The sequence below is a fragment of the Leeuwenhoekiella obamensis genome (genome assembly GCF_055391795.1).
This window is the reverse complement of record NZ_AP029251.1, coordinates 2285469-2305706: the sequence shown is the minus strand read 5'-3', so window position 1 is coordinate 2305706 and position 20238 is coordinate 2285469. Positions and strand designations below refer to the sequence as shown.

The following is a 20238-nucleotide window of genomic DNA, read 5'->3' as shown; positions in this document are numbered from 1 at the left end:
TTTCTGCTTAATCTTTGTCATCACGATTCTTTGATGTATTGATTGGATGGATGATAAAACCCTTATTTCTCAGGCCCTGCACCGGCCGGTTGTTAGTAAATCTAAATATGCCCGCTATATGCAGGGTACCGCTTGTGCGGTTACTGATCTGGGAGAGGGAGATACATTCTACACGGTAGAGAATATGCAAGACTGGGTTATGCAGCATGTGCACCACACCCAGAAACTTGCCCCACTACTTAAGGGCAACACGCTAAAGCAAACGGCAGATAATGTGTATCAATTTTTATATGATCACTTGCAATATGTAGCTGATGGTGAGTTACAAAACCTTTTAAGCCCTGGTTGTGCCTGGGCAAAACGTTTTGAGGGTGCAGATTGTAAGACCTTCAGCATTTTTGCCAGTTCAATACTTGTTAATCTAGGCATACAACATGCGATCAGGCAAGTAACACAACCCGGCTACTACCCGGATGATTTTACCCACGTGTATGTCGTGATTCCTGCAAATCAAAAAACCAAAGAGATCAAGAAAAATGATGTAGTCTATGTTATAGACGGCACAAGGCATCACAACGATGAAGTGATCTATTTAAAAAAACACGATACGCTTATGCTTAGCCATCAAGGACTTTCTAGCCCCAGACCCACTAAAAGTATGCGCACCATGAGCGGCAGGCAACAGGCGCGTTGCCGTGGTCTCAACGCGGCAGCAACAGGTCACACTGAGCTTGTTGAAAATCTCAATTTATTTGTAAACGTATTGCATAGTTTCTCAAATGTACCGCTGGCAACATGCCAGGCGATACAAGCGGAAGCGATGTATTATATCAATCAAGGTGTAGAGCCGCGCTTTAATATCAATATGCGTGGTGTAACGGTAGGTTCTAAGTTCTTTCCGTACAATCAATCTTCACTTAACGCACCTGGTCTGGGTATCGCTTTTACTGCAATAGCGGGCATGGCGAGCACTGTTTTAAGCAGTGGTAATGGTGAAGGTGGTGGATGGATGAGTAATGTTTTGGGCGGCCTTAATCTTAAAGAGAATATCTCTCTAGTAAAAGAGTTTGGTCTTAACAGTTGGGGTGCCAGCGGTAGTCCTAGCAAAGCTCAACAGGAATTTGCAGATACTACAGCGCAGCCATTACAGCAGCTGGTAGATAAAATTAAAACCGCTAGCGATTTGGGTAAGGCACTTACAGATGTAGGCGTTTTTCTTGATGTGGTGTATTTAAAGGCCGTTGATGGTTTGAATAACCATAGTAAGGCAAACAGCACCAAAGAGGCTAACAAATGGCGTATGCAGAATGCTAAAGATCTAAAGGCAGAATACGTTGATAAGATAGTTAGTCTAGTTAAGAGCAAAGGTGCAATTGTGCAAGAAACAAAAGTGCCGCTTAGTTCTTTTTCTTACCGTGTGCCTACGCACCCTACACAAACATGGACACAAAGCAACCCGGTACCTGGTGGGCAAAATCACTATGTCACGCAATATACGGTTCAATTACCGCCAAACGTACAAATACCATCTTCTCCTAGTGTAGATTCTACACAGCCCAAAAACAACCAGCAACAGGGAAGCAACACGGGTTATACAATAACCAGTACGCCCACTTACACGGCTACGCCAGATAATACAAACACCTATCAGCCCACAAGTGCAGCACAGCCGCAAAAGGCAGGTTTTGGAATGGTACCAGCAATCTTATTAGTAGGTGGTGCGGCCACAGCATATTTCGTAAACAAGAAAAAGAAAAAATAGTGAAGCTGGGCGCACAACATATCGCAACATTGATCAATAGCCTATCTAGTCTTAATCTAGGGCTTTTAACTACTAGCCTAGGTAATAGTATTAAGCCTATTGCTTTAAATCTTAAAGGCAATGCACTAGAGTATATTGACAGCCAGTTTTTACCAGAGGTTTTAAATGATCTGCGTAAAAATTTACAAGCCTTGCCAGCTGTTACTTCAGTGGCACAGCTTACAAGTGCAGATTATGTGGGCGCGATCAATAAACTGATAGAACGTTACTCGGTTGCGCATAAATTTTACTGTACACAATCTAAGAGTACAACAGGCAATCAACAGGTTACGGCTTTCGCCAAAAAAGCAATCATTGCACATATTCTTAACTGGATTAATAAAGCCTATGTGATGGCTCTTAAAAGTGCCGGTGCAGCTGGTGTAAGTGTAGTAGATCGTCAGATCAATGCTGCGCAGTATGGAAATGGGTTAGAACCTTATAAATGGGATTTTGAAACCTTACCAGTAACCGTTAGCCTTTTTGGCCTTACCCAGACAGGGCAAAACGCCCCGTTGAACATTGGTGATACTTCACTTGTAATATCAGAAATACCAGTTGATGATATTGATTTTGAAAGTTTGATCAACTCTTTTGAAATAGCTGGTAAAGATCAGATCGCAGATAAAGTGAAGGGGGGGATTGATCAAGTAGCTAAAAATCCAAATATTCTTATGTGGATCGTTGGCGCGGCCGTGGGCGGTTATGCCTTGGCTAAAATGAAATAGCATGTAATTTAATTTTAAATAAAACCATGAAGACAAAAAAGTTGAACAAAAAGAACACCATTGATGCCCTTGTCACAGTTGGCGGCGTGATCGTAGGTGTTATGGTATCTGGAGCCGTTAAAGCCCTTGTGCCAAATGACAAAAAGAAGCTGGCCAGTTTGGGAATTACAGGTGCAGGTACGGCAGGAGCTATTTTCCTTCCTTCAACTGACCCACTTTCCACAGCGTTAAGAAGTGTATCACTGGGTATGGCTGCAAAAGAAGGTTATGAGCTTTCTCGTGAGCAGCTGGCTAAAATAGTTAACCCTGATGCAACCAGTGAAGAAACTGGTCAAAAGCTGATCAGTGGTGCGCTAGGTCTTAGATGTCCTAACATGCCATTGCGCGCGCCAGAATTTACAAGATCAATCGCCTTGCCTCGTGTTCCTGCCAGAACAGTAGAAACACAGTGGGATGAAAACAGTCAGGCATTTGAGCCAGTAAAAGAGAGCGCGAAATCTGCCGCGTAAAAGAGCAGTAAACTCAATTATTCAGTACAAACAAAACATTTTTTAACACTAATTATTTAATTATGGAAACTTGGAATAAAGCAATTTTCTTCATAGCATTTTCCTTCTTGAGTCAGATGGCACAACTAGGTAGATTTTCGCCAGGGCTTAACTCAGAAATTCAAGCGGGCAACGTGTATCTCGATGATCACACCATGATGATTCGTAAGAATATCTCTGGTGCTGGTGGTATCTATGATATAATTGATGAAACCACAAAAAAGGTAAGTGGTATTAGTACCCTTAACGAAAATAAACTGCCTAGTGGTCAGGGCTTCATCTTTGATCGACTTTCAGTTTCTTATGCTAAAGGTGCATTGGCGAATGGAGAAAAAGATCAGTCTTATGGAACTGGTGCCGTGCCTCAAGAATTAAGGAATTCTTTCTTGGTGATTCGTCAAAAAGGGCGTGAAATTCTTAATGAGCCGGTGGCAAACTTTATTAAAGGCGATGCAACGGCAAGTGCAGCCGATAATTTTGTGGAGCTCTTAGGGTATAAAGTACTTCAAGATGAAGAGGCTATTACCATGCAGTTGGTTACCCCTAACGGTGTTTCAATTGATGCAGCTGATGCAGCAAACAACCATTTCTTAGAGATCAGGTTGAAAGGAGCAAAGACCACTCGTAAAGCATAATCTCATTATCAATGAAATTTAAAAAGCCTTGCTTTCTTAAGGAAGGCAGGGCTTTTTTTCATTCTCAAAAATCTAGACGATGAATAAACCCGAAATAAAAACGGTAAGAATGAATCTGGCAGCGGCTGCAACAATAGCAACTGGCAGTATTAAGATACCGGCTGCAGCACAGGTTTTTGTAGGAGCTGTGGCATTGCCAGCGCCTAATAAACTTATGCGTTTGAGTATTGAAGAAAACGGCAATACAATACATGATCCATTGCATATTGGTTGGTTTGATGGCAAACTAGGCACATTTCAGCAACGCGGTAGATTATTAAGTTATGCCGGTGGTACTACACTTGATCTTAAGGTGCAGGTATCAGAAGCGCTAAACACAGCAACGGAAATTGAAGTTGCATTTGAAATTTATAAACAACCAGTTGTGGCTGTAAATGGTGACAACATTTATGTACCAGGAGCATCATGCGAGTAGCAACACTTGGCGGTGATGTGATCACCGAAAACGTCGATAATTACGAATTAGATTATTGGGTGGATGCTCGTTTTAAAAACAACGGCACTAAACCGGTATATATCTTAAATGATGATTACGCACCTGGTGAAGTGTTTTCTGCCGGTGTAAGCGATGTTCCTGTAAAAGATAGTATAGAAATAAGATTTGATCCAGAAGATACCGCGCCAAAGGTTACGGTTACTTACGGACGAGTAAAACAGGGCTGTTAAAATGAAAGATTTAAAGGAAATTATAAAGTGGGTCGAGCAAAAGGCAACCAATACGTTAGAAGTTTTCGACGCAACTAAGCAAAAGGAAATTGAGCATTATCTTAATAAAGATCTTGCGCGTGAAACTAGTGATTCTGTTGAAGGGTGGTTTTTAGACCTAGCAAACAATGGAGTTACCCAAGTAACGGTAATTCGTAAAGTGCGCAACGGTTCATCATATCACAGTCGCACATGCCCGTTAACCTTTAAAATTTCAGATAAAAACAATCAATCCCAGCCCGTAGGGAACGCAACCAGCCCAGCCACTCTTCCAGTGGCAAGCGTTCCCTCTCCTGGGCTTGCTGGTGGGCTTTCTTTACCAGACATGGTAAGAATGAGTGCAGCTGAAACACTACTTGTAAAGGCTGAATCAGAAAACCGTGAATTAAAGCAAGAAAACAAAGATTTAAAAGCAGAGAATGAACGTCTCAAAGACGAGCAGCGCGACGAGAAGGCGAGTAACAACCGTATTGAGGGTTACGCAAAACTTGCTGAGGGTTTAGCCCCAGCTTTAATGGGATTTTTGAGCAAAGCTCCGGGGAGTCCTACAGCTCTCAATGCTCCAGCTAATAATTTAGAAGGGCATTTAAGATCGCTTCTTGATTTTATAGAGGCTAACGCTTCATTGATTGATAAGCAGATGTCTAGTAGTATTTATTACATCCTTTCATTAACAATTAGCGGCAATGAAAAATTTGTTGAAGAAATTAATCAAGTGCTTGCTAAATACACAAAAAACAACGCAGCATAATGGCACACGTAACAGTTAAAGCGGATAATCCTATTTCGCTAAACGAAAGAACAAAACAACTGCAATACATAGCAGACAACTTAACTGATAAAGAGTTAAGCAATTTACACGAGCTGGCTAAATCTCCAAAAATGAGAAATATGCTAACCTCTAAATTTTCAATGTTAAAAGCATTCGCATAATGAGTACAAAAAGCAAGACATCTAAAAAGCTGGGCAATATTGAAGAAAAGGCCAGTAAGGCTGTTAGTGTTGTAAAAGCCAATCCTAACACGGTTTTGATCGTTGGGGGTGTTGCTGTTTTAGCTTTCTTGCTTTACAAATTAAACAGGGGGTTCAATTCTGTTGGAGATAAAGTAGGAGATATTTTTGAGGGAGATACCAAAACAGGTTTAGAGTATAATCCTTCAAAACCTTCTCCTGTAATTTCATCAGCAAAAGCTAACAGTATAGCTGAATCTCTCTATACCTTAATGAGCAGCTTTGGTAAAACAGATCCTTCACAAATAATATCGATTCTACAAGGCTTTACTCATAATGATTTTGTGAAAATTGAGCAGGCTTTTGGCGATAAGCGTTATGTAAAACTTACCGGGAAAAATGGAATCTGGCCAGCAGATCGATACAGGTTAGGAGAATGGATTTCAAACGAGGTGGGAGCTACGGGATACCAGAAAATAATAAATGAACTACCATTAATTTTTAGGTAATGAGCGTAAGAAAACAAATACAGATCGTTGACGATTATGGCACACCGCTACCGGGTGCCAATGTTTATACTCCAGATAAAAACTTCGGCAGTATATCAGATTTTGATGGTAACGTTGTTGCGGAAGCTCAAAGTCCTAGCGCGCCTGTAATTATTTCTTATGTGGGTTTTGCCACACAGCAACAATCCTGGGCAAACTTGCCTAGTAAAATTGTTTTGCGCCCTTCAGCTGAAATGCTTGATGAAGTTGTGATCGTAGCAAACAAACCAAAAGAAAAAACCCCGTGGCATGTTTACGCTTCATTAGGTTTAGGAATTATAGGCCTACTTGTTGCATTTTCTGGCGGTGAAACTCCCAAAAAAGTAAAATTATAGATCATGGCAACACCTTACGATGCACAACACAGCCAAACGTTAAGCCGCATTTATCACTATGCTGATAAGTACGGTATTGATCGTGAAAAAGGCGTTAAGCAACTTTGGCAAGAAAGCCGTTTTAAGATTAACGCAGTAAGCCCAGTAGGCGCAAAAGGTATCGCACAATTTATGCCGACCACTGCACAAGAATGGGGTGTAAATACTTCTGATCTTGAAAGCAGCTTAGATGGCTGGGGACGATACATGCGCTGGCTACTTGACAGGCCAAAAATTGCCGGTGATTATGCAAAAGCCCTAGCGGCTTATAATTGGGGTATTGGTAATGTGGAACGAAAAGGCCTTGCTAAACTACCAGCAGAAACCGCAAACTATCTTGATACTATTCTAGGTAAAAACTGGCGCACCGCTGCAAAATATTCTTTAGGTCTGGGAACAATTCTTGTCCTGGGCTTTGCCACGTATTTTTTATATAAAAACATAAACGCTTAATAATGCCAGGTCCTTCTAATAGATTTAGCCAGGGTGCTACTGTAATAAACAATACCGTTATCAATGAAATTCTTAACCAGGAATTTCTAACTGAAAACGGTTATACTTCTATTACTGAAATTCTTAACCAGATCAATGATAATGGTGGCAAAACTATTGACCTGGGCGATATAGGCAATGAAGATGATACCACAATAGAAGGGTTTATCAACGCATTGCCAGCAACTAGCTACGATCTTAAGGCCGCAACAATCTATTTTTTTAAAGCTGCTTCGGGCAATTTTGATCAATTGTATTCTTATGAAGGTGCTACACCAGTTAAGATAGGGGCTGGCGGTATTAATGTAACCAGCGATAATTTTAAATTATTAGCCGCGGTTGATCGCACAGATCCAGTTATTCCCGATTATTCTTTACCAGCTGGTTCAGCTGGCCAGGTGCATTATATTACTTCTGGCAAAGATGTAAAGCCAGATTATACATTAAAACGTGGTATAATCACTGAAACCGCTGAAGAATTTGCCCAGGCAAGCGCAAACGGTCTGACACTTGAAGAAATTTTTAACCGCTGGGATATATTCGTACACAGCGGAGTAAGCAATATCAATTATGCTTCACCGCCTAATTTTCCTGGTTTGGGTGGTGGTGTGACTCAAGAAATGATTGATCAGCGTAAATTATGGGGTTTTGACAGCCAAAATGACCGCATATTTTTAACGCAAAACTTTGGTGTTTTTTCTGGTTTCATTTCTCCTAAAAAATACATTAGTTACACCCTTGCGGCTTCCTTAAGCAGCACGAATGGGGATGATGATTGGATGGGGTTAATTCTGGCTTTTTATAAAGATCCAGTAACCGGATTTGAATATACAATAAGCGCACACCGTTTGTTAAATGAACTAAGCGGCCAGGGCGATATAACCTATGCGATTTATTACAATTTCTCGCAAAATGGCAATAGTGGTTTTAATGCTGTTACCAGCCCATATCATGAGAGCCGCCAGATATTAATTGCTAACGGTACTGCACTTGCTCCAATTGTAGAAGGACAAGGTAACGGATGGATTGGCAATAATTCAAAATTACAAGTTGAGCGTAACGGTGATAACTTCACCGTAAAGTGTAGCCAGTTTGGTAGTGATGTGATTGACGATGCCACATTACTAGAGTTTACTTTAAATGATCTGCCAGAGCTTGCCAAATTCAAAGAAGGTGGTAATGTTGGCTTTTGTGCCATGAGCCAAGCTAACGCTTTCTTCAGTAATTTGGTTTTTTCTGGCTTTACAGATTATATCATTGACCTTCAGCAAGCCGCGCCCAGGGTTTTTGAATTTGATTTAGATGCTGCACAGTATGCAGAAAATGTAAATCTTACTTATGCAGATATATTTGGGCTTAACCGCTTTGTAAATAGCTATTTGTTTGATAAAACTTTTTACCTGGCTCCAGATACTATTATAAAAATTTCAGAACCGCCAGCCGGTGCAGCATCAAAAACATTATACGCTAGAAGTACAGATGATACTTTGATAGGTACTAGGGATGGTATCAATACTGTTTTTACGCTACCTGGTAACATAAAAGATAGAGAGATAACAGGCAGTGTGGGGGGTATGCAGATTTATATAGATGTAGATTTTGAGATCACCGGGCTAGACGAAATTACACTTTTGGTTGACCCACCGGCTAACGATGAACATATAGAATTTGTATTTGAAGCAGTAATATAATGGAAACTAGAATAAAATCAAGCAGAATTAGAGGTTTAGCCAGGCAGTTTGCACCGCTATTGGTAGATATTATTCCAGACAGTTATTTGCCAGATAGTACAGGCGATGTTGATCTGTATGGCGAATTTTTTGTACCAGATATGGATGTGATATTTGAGGGGCAAACGGTTAATTATATGACATTTATAAACTCACAGCATGTAAGAGTAAATGTTACTAGAGGTAGTGTTGAAGGCACTTTTGAAGTGATTTTAAATAATGGTATAGAGAGTGTTTGGACTGATGCGATTTTGGTTGTTCTAGGCGATGTTACTGTTCCTTCACTAGAAAATTATTCAACTTTAAATTTCTTAACTGCACCTAATCCCGGTGAATTATCGATTACAAATATTAATGATAATGGTATTGCGGTAATTGATTCAAACTTTATAACTATTCCACCAGATATTGATTATGAAATACGATTTAAGTGGAAGATTGCATCAATTTTAAATGGTACTTTCCATACATCAAAGGATAATCATTTTATAGAATTGTTATCGCTTAATGATGATTCTTTAAAGTATAAACTTTATTGCAGTTATATTCATAGTAAGTCATCTGATGAATATATTAACACGTATTGCACAATGTCATCCGTTTCCCCAAATGGTACGAATACACCGTTAGGGGGTGGTTATCCTAGTTTTGATCAAATGTATCAAGGCCTTTCTTTCAAAATACAAAGGGTTGACAATGTTACACGAATGTTCTCATATAATGGCCAGGTTACAATGGATTCAGAATTTAACGATAATATGTATATCAAACTGCAATTAAACTGTTTAGATGTAGTAGGAATAAAATATATAGAACTAGCAGAGTAATTATGAAATTAATAGCAAAGAATGGTATTTATACCAGCCCTAAAACTGATCAAGGCACGTTTGACAATGCTTTTATTGAAGATATAGCCACTATCCACAGGCGCAATGATAATTATTTAGCAGTTACGTTTGGGCTTAATTATGAGGTTGAAGGTAAGGTTGCGACAATAGCAAAAGCGCAATTAGTATTTTTTGGCTTAGATAGCGAAATAAATATCAAGGGGAAAACTTCAAATCGTACCAGCCTAGTAGATATTCCTAACCCAGATTATGATGCATCTTTTGTTCCTGGTGCCAATGCTTCAAGTGAAGAAATTGAGCGTAAAACAATGCAGTATAAGCGTTTCGTTTTAGTGGAATATTTAAGCCAGAATAATGGTGTATTGCCAGAAGGTGCAATTGTGGTTTCTTATGGATTCCCAACCTATGAAAAAGTTAAGCAATTCTTTACAGGTGGTGAAATTAATGCGCCAGAGCTTAACGTAAATAATCCTGTTGCTCGCGGTTTTCTTCTTGAAAATTTAATCATAAATGGAGAACCGGCCAGCAAGCAATTTGAATTTGAAAACTAAATATAAAAACCATGTGTAAAACAGAACCCACAGATCCAGCAAGCTCAAACCAGCCATCAAAAGAGGTACAAGAGTACATTAAGAAAAACCACACCGAAGGTACTAAGGAGCTTACAGAGCAACACAAAAACAAAGAAGGTATCGCGTAAAAAATTAAATTTTGATCTTACTTTTTCTTATAGAACAAGCTGTTAATACTGCACAGCTCACACCGCCCAATAACTTTTGGGCGATTCTTATTCCATCACTGGCGGCCATAATCACCGCGCTTAATCTTAAGGGTATTATTGCCGAATGGAATGCACGCAAAGAGATTAAAGTAAACGAGATCAAAGCCTCGCTTCAAAAGAGTGAACAACTCACACAAGAGCTGCGCATAAAGTGCAGGACAGAACGAGAGGCGAGAAAACGTGCAGAAATTCAGTTGCGTGATCATGAGGCACAACTTAACAATATGAAGTTAAGGCTTTCAATTGCTTTACCATTGTTGGAAAACGCAAATCTCAATGACGATAATACGCTGGAGCTTATTCAAATTATTAAAGACGGTTTGAAAATGAACACCTTTCCAGCTGATAAATAAAGCTTATGAAAAAAGTAATCTTACAACGCCACTGGCAAGACAATAACCAGGCAACCGGCACGCTCATGGTATTAAATCGCCATGGCCAGCCCATTTTTGCATGTTTGTGCATAGAGCGTGGAGATCGCAACAATGCAAAGAGCGTGAGCAATGTTCCTGCCGGTGAATATCCTTTAATATTAGAGCCTTCACCTCGTTTTGGGCAGGACTTATGGGAGCTTAAAAATGTACCTGGTAGATCAGAGTGCAAAATACACCCTGCAAACCATTGGCACCAGCTTAATGGTTGTATTGCTCCAGGTGTTAGCCTTACAGATTCAGACCGCGATGGTTATTATGATGTAACCAGTAGTCGCAACACGCTTAGAGAATTTCACAATGCGCTAAAAGGTGAGAGTAAGACCAGTATTATAATTCACAATCCATGTTAGTAAGAATATCATTGATATGTATGGTTTTGCTTCTGTTGAGTTGCGATGTAACAAAGCAAGCCACTAAAGGCAAAACAGATCGCCAGCTCATTGAGAGCTATGAAACGATAACGCACCGCCAGGGCGACACTGTTTTTTATGAAATTCCTAGTGTGCATTTTAAAGATACTACGATCTATCGTAAGAATTATGAAACTGGTACAACACAAGTCGTTAAGTATGATAAGGAAGGTAATATTGATTTACAGTGCATCAGCGGTTTAATAGAAGAAATACAGCGCACTAACCGAAACCTGGTTGAAGCTATTTTAACTAAGCAAAGCGAAAAAGAAGAAAACTTTGATAGCTCCGTGATCATTTACGCTTTCGTTGGTCTGGGTATTTTGGTTTTGATGGTGGGAGCTGGTTTTATTTACGCATTTAGAAAACAAACTAAGACGGTTGAAGCTGTCTTGCAACAAATAACAAAATGACAAAAAAGAAAGACAATACAGGCCTTAACGTTGGCGGAATTTTAGTGTTTTCGGCTATTGCAGCTTTTACCCTTGATCACTTCTTAAGCAAACCAAAACTTAAGATTAAAGAGTACGATTATGACAATGACCGCGTGCTGGTTTCTTTTACCGGAGCTAAAAATGATGTGTGGGCTAGCCTTGATAATCAAGAAATGGAAATCAGTGGGAAACTAGATTGGAAAATGAAAGTTTACCCAGCACCAGGAACCACAGATACACTTCAATTTGATCTTTATAAAAAAGATGAAAAAGTGCGTGATTACTTAACACTGACACTTTAAGCCATGCCAAAAAAGAAATCATCAAACGCAAAATACTTACTGCTCCTGGCATTGCTAGGTGGCGGTGGGTATTATCTCTATAAAAAGAAAAATGAAGCTGGTGCGCCAGCCATTGCCATTGATTTAGATACCGGAGAAATGGACGTTGTGCCGGAAACTGAAAGCACTATACCAGTTAGCACAATAGTTGACGATGAGCCATTGCCTTCAACTCAAAAAATAGCTTCTTCAGCAACTAAACCTGCTGTAAAAGTTGCGCCTAAGCCAGTGGTTAAAAAAGAGGTAATTGCAGAGATCACAAAACCAGAGAAAGATTTAGTAATACCGGTTATTCCTAAATCACAAACAAATGAAGATCCAGTGCCGCGTAGTATTAAAGTAGAGAATCGATCTAATACCGGAAGCACAACGCGAACCGCTGGCGGTACTAGGACTGTTAATAGTGCGTCAAAGGCTTCTTCTCATATTGATCAAGAACAACGCAGAGTTGTTGACGATCAACCAAGACAAGTTTTAAGGCGAGAACGCGTCTCGTTGTCAGCATACTAACACAAAAATTATGAATAAACTTATCATATACGGTGGGCTGGCTCTAGGAGCTAGTTACTTCCTTAAGCGTAAAGTGGGTAACACTTTATCAGTTGCAAATAATTTAGAAGTAAGCATTGAGAATTTTAAGCACCTGAAGTTGCAAAATAGTGGTGTTCAATTCCAGATCGATGCCAGGATATATAACCCCACAGATATTGATTTGAGTGTGCAAAGTGGTGGACTTTTAAAACTTAAGCAAATTGATTTTTATGATCAGTCTGGCCAGCAGCTTGGCCAATCATTCCCTTCAGTTGATAGCGTAGAGATTTTAGCTAAAAGCGGTATTGTTCTGGCAGGAATCCCGGTTACAATTCCTTTCGCAGATTTAGGCGGTGCCATTGAAGCTGCAATGCAACCGGCTAACCTCAATTATAAATTACACTTTGAAGCACTAGGCAAAACTTTCACGATAGACGCATAAAATGGATATAGCAGGTAAAATAAACGGGCTCAACGGCTCTGTGGTAGATAGAGAAGCATTGATCAAAATATTAGAAGAAGCTAAGACACACGAGCAGTACGAAGCCGCTAAACGTATTGCAAACATTCTTGATACATACCCAGACGAAACCAGTTTTGAAATTGAGCTTGAACAGCCATTTTTTGAAGAATTGCCGGCCTATATTTTACAAGCGTTGCCAGAAGATCAAACCGATGAAAATTTTACTGGTTTAAATAAGGCTGTGTCACCAGATGAAATTTACCAGTACATAACTGATTTAATGATCCAGACTATTAAAGAGGTTGGGCATTTGCCTTGGCAGATGGAATGGGATAAAACAGCAATGTATCAAGGTTATCAAGCGCTTAATTTTGATTCTAAAAATGGATACAGAGGCGTGAATTTTTGGTTGACAAATTTTGAGCAAAAAATAGTTAATGGTAAACTCACTCTTGTTCATCGAGATCTTAGCAACCCTTACTTTCTCACGTTTAATCAAATTGAAAAGCATGGCGGTAAATTAAAAAAGGGGAGTAGAGCTACACGTGTAGTCTATTTCACAAAACTCTTTCATTTTAGTCAGGCAAATGATGATGGTTCTACACTAGAATTTGGTAGTTATAATCAAAAAAAGTTCCGTGCCTGGTTACTTAAGCATAGATCTGAAATTAATGTGCTTAGAGAAAATGTTATATCACTTGATAGGTTGGCTAGTGAGTATATACCCATTCTTAAATACTACAATGTTTATTCTGGTCATGATGTAGAAGGTATTGACTGGGGCGAAATTCCTAAGAATGAAAATGTAGCAAAACCTGAAAAAGAGCGAATAACTATTTGTGAAAAGATGGTTGAAGCGATGCCAAAACGTCCAAAGATTATTTATGCAGGCAATCAACCTGCTTATTCTCCGGGGATCGATACGGTAAAAATGACTCCTATAAAACAGTTTAAAAGTGAACAGGCTTATTATTCTACTTTATTTCATGAGCTAGTTCATGCTACAGGACATCCTAAAAGGCTACATCGTTTTGAACCACTTGAAAAGCCGACGGCAAAGGAATATGCTTTTGAAGAACTCATTGCAGAAATGGGAGCTGTCTATATGTGTTCTGAGGCGGGTATTCTATTTAAAACTCTTCATAATTCTGCAAAGTATCTAAAAGGGTGGAATAGTCGCCTGGTTAAAACTATGGAAAATGATAACCGCTTTTTCTTTAGAGCTTCAAGCCGTGCGCAAGCAGCTGCAGATTTTATGCTGGATAGAAATAATAACGGTATCGCTGCTTATGTAAACTTTTTGGCGAAAGCCAAAAATAAACCTGTGGAGAAGAAAGTGAAGGAAAAAGTAAAGCCTGGAGAACAATTAGAACTGGGCTTAGCTTTACCTGTTGAGATCTTACATGATACTAAAAAGGCAGAGAAGTTTTTTATTAACTGGTCGCAAAAGAACCTGCTAGATAAAAAGGTGTTTATGCCTCAGATCAATAAGCAGGTGCAATTTGACCTTAAGGGGATAAATAAAAATATAAGAGGCGGTATGAGTATCCCTATGGCCAGCTTGATCACACAGGCAGAGCAATTGCTTAAACGTGCTAGTCTGGAGAGTAAAAAGTCTGGAGGTTCTAAGGCTAGAAGGATTTACAACTTTAGAAGTAATGGATACATACTCACAGTTGATACCCCGGTAAAATTCACATTGATTGAAAAGAAAAACGGGAACATTCACTATGCTCATGACATTAGTGAAATTAAAGAGCAAAAGGAGGTTGAGAAAAAACCAGACCTCACGTTTGCTGTAGTTCCTGTAAAAAAGAGTGGTAAAATTTACTATGCGCCTTTTGTGAATAATCTGCGTGTGGGTTCTACAAACTGGCTTACTTATGATAAGGCAAAAAATGAGCTTTCTAGGTTTACCAGGCTTTTTACTGAAAAAGAGATCCTACAACAAATAAAGGAGCATGGCAATAAAAAGGGCGCGTTGAATATGCCTGTTGAAAAAGCGAAGCCCTCTTCACAAGTAGATTTAACCCATACACAACAACCTACCGTTGTAAAGAAGACTTCTAAACGCGAAAGTAGGAAGAATGGTTTGAATCAACCTGCAAATATCGCTGAATCTAATATAAATACTATTGATAATGATGATAATAGGATAGATACGCCTGTTGAGCCGCCTAGAAGTCGCAACACGGTGGCTGCAAATATTAACCGCGGGAGTAATGCGCCACTAGAGTTTTATAAAATGCCTGATCCAGAGATTGCAAATTTTCTTGACAATATTGAGATCAAACCAAAGGAAAGTGTGGTGATTACCCTTACCGGTGAAAAGGGGAGCGGTAAAACCCATGCGATATTTAAATGGATCAATGCTTTTGCTCAGAATTATTATGTGGGGCATGCTTCTTTAGAAGAACATCCTGAAAGCTACTTGTATAGACAGAAGGCTGAAAAGTATTTTAATGAGCGCGCTATGACTACGGTAGAAGCGCCAGATGTTACAAGTGTGCAGCAGCTGGATGATTTAATACGCAATAATGATGTGATCTTTATAGATAGTTTTGCAAAACTGCAGGAGTTGCAGTCTAACTTTCAGGTGGATAAAGATCTGCGTAAAAAATATGATGGTAAACTGTTTGTGGTGATTTTTCAGCAGACCTCCAGCGGTAAAATGCGAGGCGGTAGTAAAAGTGAGTTTGATGGTGATGTGATCTTGTACACCGAGAAATTCTCAGACTATAGAGAGAATTATATCTATACTGAAAAAAACAGATACACCTCTAAACCTATAGATGGACTAACGTATAATATCTATGAGCGGAAAACATCGTTTACTGAGGATCAAAAAAATGATATAAAATCAAAAACAAAGAAATTAGTTGCAGAGAAATTAAGTTCAAGATTAGTGTCTGAGTTGATGTAGTAGATTAATTTGGAAATACATCTACGAAAATATTCATTAATTCAATTTCATAACTTGGCATATAAACTATGTGCTGCGCTTTGATTTTAAATTGTTCTCCCTGAGTTAATTTTTCAATATTAGTCTTAATTTCTTCAATACCTTGTTCAATTTCGGGATTATATTTAAGTTCAGGGGAGAATCGCATATCATCCCAAATTTCTCCATTATAGCTCAAATCAAGACCTACTTTATGTTTTGAATAAAAATCTTCTAACATTTTATATATTTTTTCTCTAAGTACTGGGATTTCAGGCATATCGTTCTCTTATTTAAGAGTAAGATATTAAAAAACCGCCACAGTGGGCGGTTTTAAATAAACTTTAATATCCGGTTGCTAAGCTACTGCCTGGCCGGAGCCTTCATCCTTGATGGCTTTTACTTTATCAATAAGCATCTTTACCCACCACATTTTACTGCGGTCTTCTAGTGATAAATCGTCTTGCGATTGAAAAAGTGCGATTTGAAAGGTGGTTTCTAACCCTTCTAAAACATCTGGTGCATCCAGATGACACCAAAGCTCAAGCAGCTGGGCTTGTGCGGGTGATAATTCTTGTGTTTTCATGTCCAAGATATTATAAGGGAAGTCATCCCTTAGGGTTGAAAACACAATCAGGTGATTGGACACTGCGCTTTCGCCACAGTACCCATAGGATGACTTCTTATTATAATTTTCAGGATTTCGCCTGACCGTGTTTTCATTTCAAATATATGAAATTATCTGATATTCAGTATTTTTTTTAATTTGCAGCCTTGCAAATATTTCACTCTTATGAAAAAAAATAACTGGATATATATTAATTTCTTTTGGTTACTTATTCTGGTTGGTGTTGTGCTGTTGTATATATCTAGCATTGTGACTAACACTTGGTGGATAAATATTTTAGAAAAGGCAGGCTTGGCAATTCTTTCTTCAGGAGTGTTTGCTTCAGTGCTTAAATCCTTTCAATTTGCTGGTTTATTTAAAGAAGAGATTGAGAAAATTGTGTTGGGAACAGAATTTATAGAAAACAGGAACGATTTACCACAGTTATGGAGGCAGGTTTCTAAGAGTGTTTATAATCAGAAGTTTCCTGAGATTAGTGATGAATTACAGGATATAATTTTAAACAACTATTTCCCTATAAAACATAAGTTTTATTATGAAGACTTTAGATATACTTTAAATATAGGGGAGTTGTCTGATGATCATATAATCAAATTTACTCAGTGTACTCATTATTATGTTGTATTAGCAAAAGGTGATGAAGAAACAGTATTAGAAGGAAGTTGGACATATGATAAGAGTGAGGGTTTAAGATTAAAAAGAAAGATAGAATATTTTAAAATAGATGGTGAGGATTATATTAGTTCTGATCAACTTGAACAACATGAAGAGGAGGGTGATTTTGAAAAAACTGTCCATTGGAAAGCAACGATAAAAAACAAAAAGAGATTTTTAGTTGAAATTAAGGAGTATAGAGAATATCATATGCATGATGATAACTATAAGCTAGTTAGAGTTAATGCTATAACTAAGGAAATGGATGTAAGTATTCAATACCCAGAAAATATGAAGGTTTCTTTCATAAATATAGGTCTTGTAGAAAAGTTTGAAAGAAAGCATATTGATCATGGACGAACTATTAGTAGAGTTCATAAAAATGGACTAATTTTGCCATATCAGGGTTTTGGTATCGTATTTGATGTTTAATTAGCAAAATGATAAAATATCTTAAATACTAGTAATACTAATGTTTAAGTACTATATTGTCAATCCTAAATAAGAAAATCAACAGTAATGAAAATGGGCAAACTTAATCAAGTACATGGAGAAGATGACTTGTTCTAAGTCATATTAAAAGAATGGCAATTCGCTTAAAGCGAAATTAAAAAATCAAAAAGCCCCACATTTAGTGGGGCTTTTTTTATTATGTATTTAGATATTAGTATAAGTCAATACTTACTCCAGCATTTAAGCTGCCGATTTCTTTTGTGTTTATTCAACGGTGTAGGGTTATAATAAGCTTAAGTGAGATGGATAATTCTATACTAGCGCTTGAGGGCGCTTTACAAAGAGTAAAAAGGGTACCTCCAGATGGAGCTGAGGATTTATTGAAGGGGATGAGAAATATTATAAAAGATACTGATAAAGCATACGAATACTATTTAAAGCATAACTTTTTTAATATCGATCAATTCAAAGAAAAATTCATCTACACTCAAAAGTTGATTTACAAGATAGAATCTGTTTTGTATCGTATAGTTTACAAAAAGAAAGAAATATATAATGCAGGTAAGTCTTAATAGCTATTGTTGAAGCGTTAATCTTTTAATAATTACAAGTAATTTTTAATATGCTGTAGTTATGTTTGTGTTCTACAATCGCGTAGTTGTCACTATCTAAGTGGCAAGGGGCATAATCCTCGTACTTTGTGCGGGGATTATTTGTTTTATTGAGTTAATAAAATATTTAAAGTCAGAGATTTAAATAATGAAAAAGATTTATCTTTAGTGAAGATTTCTAAATAGGAAGCTTCTTAGATGAAGTTAGTTAGGTTAGTAAGGCCCTGCATTAATGTAGGGCCTTACTTTTTTTAATGAAAAAGTCATCCTAGCAGTAAGGATGACTTAGTGGGTATAGGGGTATCAAACTAATGTTGGTAATCAACATGTATAGTTTAAAATAATAACGTAAAATAGAAGGGATTGGTTTTCTTAAAATTACCAATTAACAGTTTTTAACATTTTTTAAGGGGTTGTCGATCCTTCCTTTCTATCGCTGAATATTGTGTTTTGTAATTTACGAGTGGTTTAAATACAAAAAATTAATTTTGTATTTGCATTTAAATATCTGTAAATAAGTTTTTTAAGTATTTGTAAAATACAAATTACAGAAATACACTTAAAAATAATTATTCTAGAAAGTTGAAATTGTCTGCTGCATTAAAAATAGTGTCATCCCGTTGAGAATTTCTGGGTGTATAAGTTTCAGTAATTTTTATATCGTGATGCCTTGCTTGATCTCTTATCTTAATGGTTGGTATTCCCATCAAGAATAATTTTGTGATGCCGGTATCCTTTAGTGAGTAAAATTGATAGCTGTCTTTAAACTCTAAAGTCTTTCTAATTTTAGCCCATTGATCCGAAATATATTTTGGCTGCAGCTGTATTTCTCCAGGCTGTAACCCTTGGCCAAAAACGTAATTTTCTTGCTTAGCTTTTAAAAGATGTTCTACTAGATAGGGGATAAGTGGTTTAGGGATGGTGACAGTGTCATCTTTTTTGTTTTTGCTTATTCCTGCTGGTATAAAAATGGTAGCGTCTTTTAAGCTAATATTTTCTACTTTCAGCTTTGTGAGTTCAGTTCTGCGTATAAAGCAATAATATACTAGAAGGCAAAGCGTGAGATATGCTCTATTATGGTTTTTAAGATGGGATACAATATCACGCAACGTGTGATCGTCTATTATTTCCCTTTTCTTTTTCTGCTCTATCATTTTAGGGATCTTAGAGATTGTATTGGTGGTTAAATAACCTCTATCGACCATATAGTTGCCTATGGTAACGCAAACCTTCAAATAATTGTTTGTAGTGCGCGCAGATCTCTTTTTGTCAATATAGATGTGGTCTAGGTATCTTCTTACGAACTTCTGGCCATACTCCATGCTTAACATGCCTGCCTGGTCAATTGCTTTGCAGTACTTTTTTAAGAGTTCTGCCATTGAGGTGTATGTGTCAGCTGTTCTGGCGCGTAGTGCATTTCTTTTCTTCAGCTCGTTGCAATGCGCAATGTATTTATCCAGTACATCTAAAAACCTGTGGTATTCTCCAGTAGATGATTCGTCAATAAGTGGAGACCATCCCTGAGCTAACTTCTGATTGATTTTTTCACAGATACGCTTTGCGTGTTGCAAACGCGCTTTTCTGTTTGCCATGGGCTTTACACGCCTACGAAAACGCTTCATTTCATTCTTCCCAGGAATCTTAACGCGGAAGACGATACGCCAGTTACCGTTGGTCATTTCTTTAACCTCGGCTGGCTCGTAGTCAATAAATATTATTCTGCTTGTAAGTGGCTGCTTTGATAAAGGCATTTTTTTTTAACCCATGGCCAGTTTTTGATTTTGACCTGGTTAAAAGTTTATGACCCAATTTTGACCCACTTTTTTGTGGAGAATCACGCAAAACCCTTTATTTACGGGGGTTTGCGTGATTGTAGTACCGGGAATGGGAGTCGAACCCACACGCCCTAATGGACACATGGCCCTCAACCATGCCTGTCTACCAATTCCAGCATCCCGGTAGAAATGTATGGAGATAAAAAAAGTTAAGCGAATGCTTAACTTTTTTTCTTTGTGACTTGGCTGGGGCTCGAACCCAGGACCCTCTCCTTAAAAGGGAGATGCTCTACCAACTGAGCTACCAAGTCCTAATAAATAACTGCTTTTCTACAGTTGCAATCGCTGACTCTTTTTGCGAA

At 38.1% G+C, this 20238-nt stretch carries 27 protein-coding genes and 2 tRNA genes; 24 read left to right on the top strand and 5 right to left on the bottom strand.

Annotated features, from left to right (window positions below):
• Window positions 1-118: 118 nt before the first annotated feature.
• The 22 genes from ACZ5L8_RS10160 (at window position 119) to ACZ5L8_RS10055 (ending at window position 15737) form a co-directional block, all read left to right on the top strand.
• The gene (locus tag ACZ5L8_RS10160; RefSeq protein ID WP_464437166.1) at window positions 119-1762 is read left to right on the top strand and encodes a hypothetical protein; all 1644 of its coding nucleotides are present in this window, start codon (window positions 119-121) and stop codon (window positions 1760-1762) included.
• Window positions 1762-2529, top strand: coding sequence for a hypothetical protein (locus tag ACZ5L8_RS10155; protein ID WP_464437164.1), 768 nt, complete (start codon window positions 1762-1764; stop codon window positions 2527-2529). Before ACZ5L8_RS10160 ends, ACZ5L8_RS10155 begins: the two co-directional genes overlap by 1 nt.
• Window positions 2530-2555: 26 nt before the next feature.
• On the top strand, window positions 2556-3038 hold the full coding sequence (locus ACZ5L8_RS10150) for a hypothetical protein (RefSeq protein WP_464437162.1): 483 nt from the start codon (window positions 2556-2558) through the stop codon (window positions 3036-3038).
• Between the two features lie 62 nt (window positions 3039-3100).
• On the top strand, window positions 3101-3712 hold the full coding sequence (locus ACZ5L8_RS10145) for a hypothetical protein (RefSeq protein ID WP_464437160.1): 612 nt from the start codon (window positions 3101-3103) through the stop codon (window positions 3710-3712).
• A gap of 79 nt (window positions 3713-3791) precedes the next feature.
• Window positions 3792-4187 (top strand): hypothetical protein, encoded by a 396-nt coding sequence (locus ACZ5L8_RS10140; protein WP_464437158.1) that lies wholly within the window; start codon window positions 3792-3794, stop codon window positions 4185-4187.
• Window positions 4178-4438 carry a hypothetical protein gene (locus ACZ5L8_RS10135; RefSeq protein ID WP_464437156.1) on the top strand — a complete coding sequence of 87 codons (261 nt, stop codon included), beginning with the start codon at window positions 4178-4180 and terminating at the stop codon, window positions 4436-4438. Before ACZ5L8_RS10140 ends, ACZ5L8_RS10135 begins: the two co-directional genes overlap by 10 nt.
• 1 nt (window position 4439) lies before the next feature.
• Window positions 4440-5228, top strand: a complete 789-nt coding sequence (locus ACZ5L8_RS10130) for a hypothetical protein (protein WP_464437154.1) — start codon at window positions 4440-4442, stop codon at window positions 5226-5228.
• On the top strand, window positions 5228-5410 hold the full coding sequence (locus tag ACZ5L8_RS10125; RefSeq protein ID WP_464437152.1) for a hypothetical protein: 183 nt from the start codon (window positions 5228-5230) through the stop codon (window positions 5408-5410). Before ACZ5L8_RS10130 ends, ACZ5L8_RS10125 begins: the two co-directional genes overlap by 1 nt.
• A complete protein-coding gene (locus ACZ5L8_RS10120; protein ID WP_464437150.1) occupies window positions 5410-5937 on the top strand; it encodes a hypothetical protein in 528 nt (175 codons plus the stop codon). Before ACZ5L8_RS10125 ends, ACZ5L8_RS10120 begins: the two co-directional genes overlap by 1 nt.
• Window positions 5937-6311, top strand: coding sequence for a carboxypeptidase-like regulatory domain-containing protein (locus ACZ5L8_RS10115; protein ID WP_464437148.1), 375 nt, complete (start codon window positions 5937-5939; stop codon window positions 6309-6311). The genes ACZ5L8_RS10120 and ACZ5L8_RS10115 overlap by 1 nt, the downstream gene beginning before the upstream one ends.
• Before the next feature lie 3 nt (window positions 6312-6314).
• Window positions 6315-6803, top strand: a complete 489-nt coding sequence (locus ACZ5L8_RS10110) for a lytic transglycosylase domain-containing protein (RefSeq protein ID WP_464437145.1) — start codon at window positions 6315-6317, stop codon at window positions 6801-6803.
• A 2-nt stretch (window positions 6804-6805) separates the two neighbouring features.
• Window positions 6806-8533 carry a hypothetical protein gene (locus ACZ5L8_RS10105; RefSeq protein ID WP_464437142.1) on the top strand — a complete coding sequence of 576 codons (1728 nt, stop codon included), beginning with the start codon at window positions 6806-6808 and terminating at the stop codon, window positions 8531-8533.
• Window positions 8533-9399 carry a hypothetical protein gene (locus ACZ5L8_RS10100; protein WP_464437139.1) on the top strand — a complete coding sequence of 289 codons (867 nt, stop codon included), beginning with the start codon at window positions 8533-8535 and terminating at the stop codon, window positions 9397-9399. Before ACZ5L8_RS10105 ends, ACZ5L8_RS10100 begins: the two co-directional genes overlap by 1 nt.
• A 2-nt stretch (window positions 9400-9401) precedes the next feature.
• Window positions 9402-9971, top strand: coding sequence for a hypothetical protein (locus tag ACZ5L8_RS10095; protein WP_464437136.1), 570 nt, complete (start codon window positions 9402-9404; stop codon window positions 9969-9971).
• An 11-nt stretch (window positions 9972-9982) separates the two neighbouring features.
• Entirely contained in the window at window positions 9983-10120 is a 138-nt protein-coding gene (locus ACZ5L8_RS10090; protein WP_464437134.1) for a hypothetical protein, read from the top strand.
• An 11-nt stretch (window positions 10121-10131) separates the two neighbouring features.
• Complete coding sequence (locus ACZ5L8_RS10085; RefSeq protein ID WP_464437132.1) at window positions 10132-10554, top strand: hypothetical protein; 423 nt, start codon at window positions 10132-10134, stop codon at window positions 10552-10554.
• A gap of 5 nt (window positions 10555-10559) precedes the next feature.
• Window positions 10560-10985 carry a DUF5675 family protein gene (locus tag ACZ5L8_RS10080; RefSeq protein WP_464437131.1) on the top strand — a complete coding sequence of 142 codons (426 nt, stop codon included), beginning with the start codon at window positions 10560-10562 and terminating at the stop codon, window positions 10983-10985.
• On the top strand, window positions 10979-11458 hold the full coding sequence (locus tag ACZ5L8_RS10075) for a hypothetical protein (RefSeq protein ID WP_464437129.1): 480 nt from the start codon (window positions 10979-10981) through the stop codon (window positions 11456-11458). The genes ACZ5L8_RS10080 and ACZ5L8_RS10075 overlap by 7 nt, the downstream gene beginning before the upstream one ends.
• The gene (locus ACZ5L8_RS10070; RefSeq protein ID WP_464437126.1) at window positions 11455-11781 is read left to right on the top strand and encodes a hypothetical protein; all 327 of its coding nucleotides are present in this window, start codon (window positions 11455-11457) and stop codon (window positions 11779-11781) included. Before ACZ5L8_RS10075 ends, ACZ5L8_RS10070 begins: the two co-directional genes overlap by 4 nt.
• Window positions 11782-11784: 3 nt before the next feature.
• On the top strand, window positions 11785-12330 hold the full coding sequence (locus ACZ5L8_RS10065) for a hypothetical protein (protein WP_464437124.1): 546 nt from the start codon (window positions 11785-11787) through the stop codon (window positions 12328-12330).
• Between the two features lie 10 nt (window positions 12331-12340).
• Window positions 12341-12793 (top strand): hypothetical protein, encoded by a 453-nt coding sequence (locus tag ACZ5L8_RS10060; protein WP_464437122.1) that lies wholly within the window; start codon window positions 12341-12343, stop codon window positions 12791-12793.
• Window position 12794: 1 nt separating this feature from the next.
• Window positions 12795-15737: a zincin-like metallopeptidase domain-containing protein gene (locus ACZ5L8_RS10055; protein ID WP_464437120.1), complete on the top strand. Its 2943-nt coding sequence runs from the start codon at window positions 12795-12797 to the stop codon at window positions 15735-15737.
• 4 nt (window positions 15738-15741) lie between these two features.
• Here ACZ5L8_RS10055 and ACZ5L8_RS10050 read toward each other — a convergent pair whose 3' ends face one another.
• A complete protein-coding gene (locus ACZ5L8_RS10050; RefSeq protein WP_464437119.1) occupies window positions 15742-16035 on the bottom strand; it encodes a hypothetical protein in 294 nt (97 codons plus the stop codon).
• Window positions 16036-16113: 78 nt separating this feature from the next.
• Window positions 16114-16341 (bottom strand): hypothetical protein, encoded by a 228-nt coding sequence (locus tag ACZ5L8_RS10045; RefSeq protein ID WP_464437117.1) that lies wholly within the window; start codon window positions 16339-16341, stop codon window positions 16114-16116.
• A gap of 207 nt (window positions 16342-16548) precedes the next feature.
• Here ACZ5L8_RS10045 and ACZ5L8_RS10040 point away from each other — a divergent pair, with 207 nt between their 5' ends.
• Window positions 16549-17469, top strand: a complete 921-nt coding sequence (locus ACZ5L8_RS10040) for a hypothetical protein (protein WP_464437115.1) — start codon at window positions 16549-16551, stop codon at window positions 17467-17469.
• A gap of 323 nt (window positions 17470-17792) precedes the next feature.
• On the top strand, window positions 17793-18062 hold the full coding sequence (locus ACZ5L8_RS10035) for a hypothetical protein (protein WP_464437113.1): 270 nt from the start codon (window positions 17793-17795) through the stop codon (window positions 18060-18062).
• Window positions 18063-18670: 608 nt separating this feature from the next.
• Here ACZ5L8_RS10035 and ACZ5L8_RS10030 read toward each other — a convergent pair.
• The 3 genes from ACZ5L8_RS10030 to ACZ5L8_RS10020 all read right to left on the bottom strand — a co-directional run bounded on the left by ACZ5L8_RS10030 (window position 18671) and on the right by ACZ5L8_RS10020 (window position 20187).
• Window positions 18671-19852, bottom strand: a complete 1182-nt coding sequence (locus ACZ5L8_RS10030; protein WP_464437111.1) for a tyrosine-type recombinase/integrase — start codon at window positions 19850-19852, stop codon at window positions 18671-18673.
• A gap of 125 nt (window positions 19853-19977) precedes the next feature.
• A tRNA-Leu gene (locus ACZ5L8_RS10025) sits at window positions 19978-20061 on the bottom strand.
• A 53-nt stretch (window positions 20062-20114) separates the two neighbouring features.
• A tRNA-Lys gene (locus tag ACZ5L8_RS10020) sits at window positions 20115-20187 on the bottom strand.
• Window positions 20188-20238 lie beyond the last annotated feature (51 nt).

Bases quoted from the DNA above. Each gene is read 5' to 3' on its own strand.
- ACZ5L8_RS10160 (WP_464437166.1), top strand. From the start codon at position 119: ATGCAGGGTACCGCTTGTGCGGTTACTGATCTGGGAGAGGGAGATACA.
- ACZ5L8_RS10150 (WP_464437162.1), top strand. From the start codon at position 2,556: ATGAAGACAAAAAAGTTGAACAAAAAGAACACCATTGATGCCCTTGTC.
- ACZ5L8_RS10145 (WP_464437160.1), top strand. From the start codon at position 3,101: ATGGAAACTTGGAATAAAGCAATTTTCTTCATAGCATTTTCCTTCTTG.
- ACZ5L8_RS10140 (WP_464437158.1), top strand. From the start codon at position 3,792: ATGAATAAACCCGAAATAAAAACGGTAAGAATGAATCTGGCAGCGGCT.
- ACZ5L8_RS10135 (WP_464437156.1), top strand. From the start codon at position 4,178: ATGCGAGTAGCAACACTTGGCGGTGATGTGATCACCGAAAACGTCGAT.
- ACZ5L8_RS10130 (WP_464437154.1), top strand. From the start codon at position 4,440: ATGAAAGATTTAAAGGAAATTATAAAGTGGGTCGAGCAAAAGGCAACC.
- ACZ5L8_RS10125 (WP_464437152.1), top strand. From the start codon at position 5,228: ATGGCACACGTAACAGTTAAAGCGGATAATCCTATTTCGCTAAACGAA.
- ACZ5L8_RS10120 (WP_464437150.1), top strand. From the start codon at position 5,410: ATGAGTACAAAAAGCAAGACATCTAAAAAGCTGGGCAATATTGAAGAA.
- ACZ5L8_RS10115 (WP_464437148.1), top strand. From the start codon at position 5,937: ATGAGCGTAAGAAAACAAATACAGATCGTTGACGATTATGGCACACCG.
- ACZ5L8_RS10110 (WP_464437145.1), top strand. From the start codon at position 6,315: ATGGCAACACCTTACGATGCACAACACAGCCAAACGTTAAGCCGCATT.
- ACZ5L8_RS10105 (WP_464437142.1), top strand. From the start codon at position 6,806: ATGCCAGGTCCTTCTAATAGATTTAGCCAGGGTGCTACTGTAATAAAC.
- ACZ5L8_RS10100 (WP_464437139.1), top strand. From the start codon at position 8,533: ATGGAAACTAGAATAAAATCAAGCAGAATTAGAGGTTTAGCCAGGCAG.
- ACZ5L8_RS10095 (WP_464437136.1), top strand. From the start codon at position 9,402: ATGAAATTAATAGCAAAGAATGGTATTTATACCAGCCCTAAAACTGAT.
- ACZ5L8_RS10090 (WP_464437134.1), top strand. From the start codon at position 9,983: ATGTGTAAAACAGAACCCACAGATCCAGCAAGCTCAAACCAGCCATCA.
- ACZ5L8_RS10080 (WP_464437131.1), top strand. From the start codon at position 10,560: ATGAAAAAAGTAATCTTACAACGCCACTGGCAAGACAATAACCAGGCA.
- ACZ5L8_RS10075 (WP_464437129.1), top strand. From the start codon at position 10,979: ATGTTAGTAAGAATATCATTGATATGTATGGTTTTGCTTCTGTTGAGT.
- ACZ5L8_RS10070 (WP_464437126.1), top strand. From the start codon at position 11,455: ATGACAAAAAAGAAAGACAATACAGGCCTTAACGTTGGCGGAATTTTA.
- ACZ5L8_RS10065 (WP_464437124.1), top strand. From the start codon at position 11,785: ATGCCAAAAAAGAAATCATCAAACGCAAAATACTTACTGCTCCTGGCA.
- ACZ5L8_RS10060 (WP_464437122.1), top strand. From the start codon at position 12,341: ATGAATAAACTTATCATATACGGTGGGCTGGCTCTAGGAGCTAGTTAC.
- ACZ5L8_RS10055 (WP_464437120.1), top strand. From the start codon at position 12,795: ATGGATATAGCAGGTAAAATAAACGGGCTCAACGGCTCTGTGGTAGAT.
- ACZ5L8_RS10050 (WP_464437119.1), bottom strand. From the start codon at position 16,035: ATGCCTGAAATCCCAGTACTTAGAGAAAAAATATATAAAATGTTAGAA.
- ACZ5L8_RS10045 (WP_464437117.1), bottom strand. From the start codon at position 16,341: ATGAAAACACAAGAATTATCACCCGCACAAGCCCAGCTGCTTGAGCTT.
- ACZ5L8_RS10040 (WP_464437115.1), top strand. From the start codon at position 16,549: ATGAAAAAAAATAACTGGATATATATTAATTTCTTTTGGTTACTTATT.
- ACZ5L8_RS10035 (WP_464437113.1), top strand. From the start codon at position 17,793: ATGGATAATTCTATACTAGCGCTTGAGGGCGCTTTACAAAGAGTAAAA.
- ACZ5L8_RS10030 (WP_464437111.1), bottom strand. From the start codon at position 19,852: ATGCCTTTATCAAAGCAGCCACTTACAAGCAGAATAATATTTATTGAC.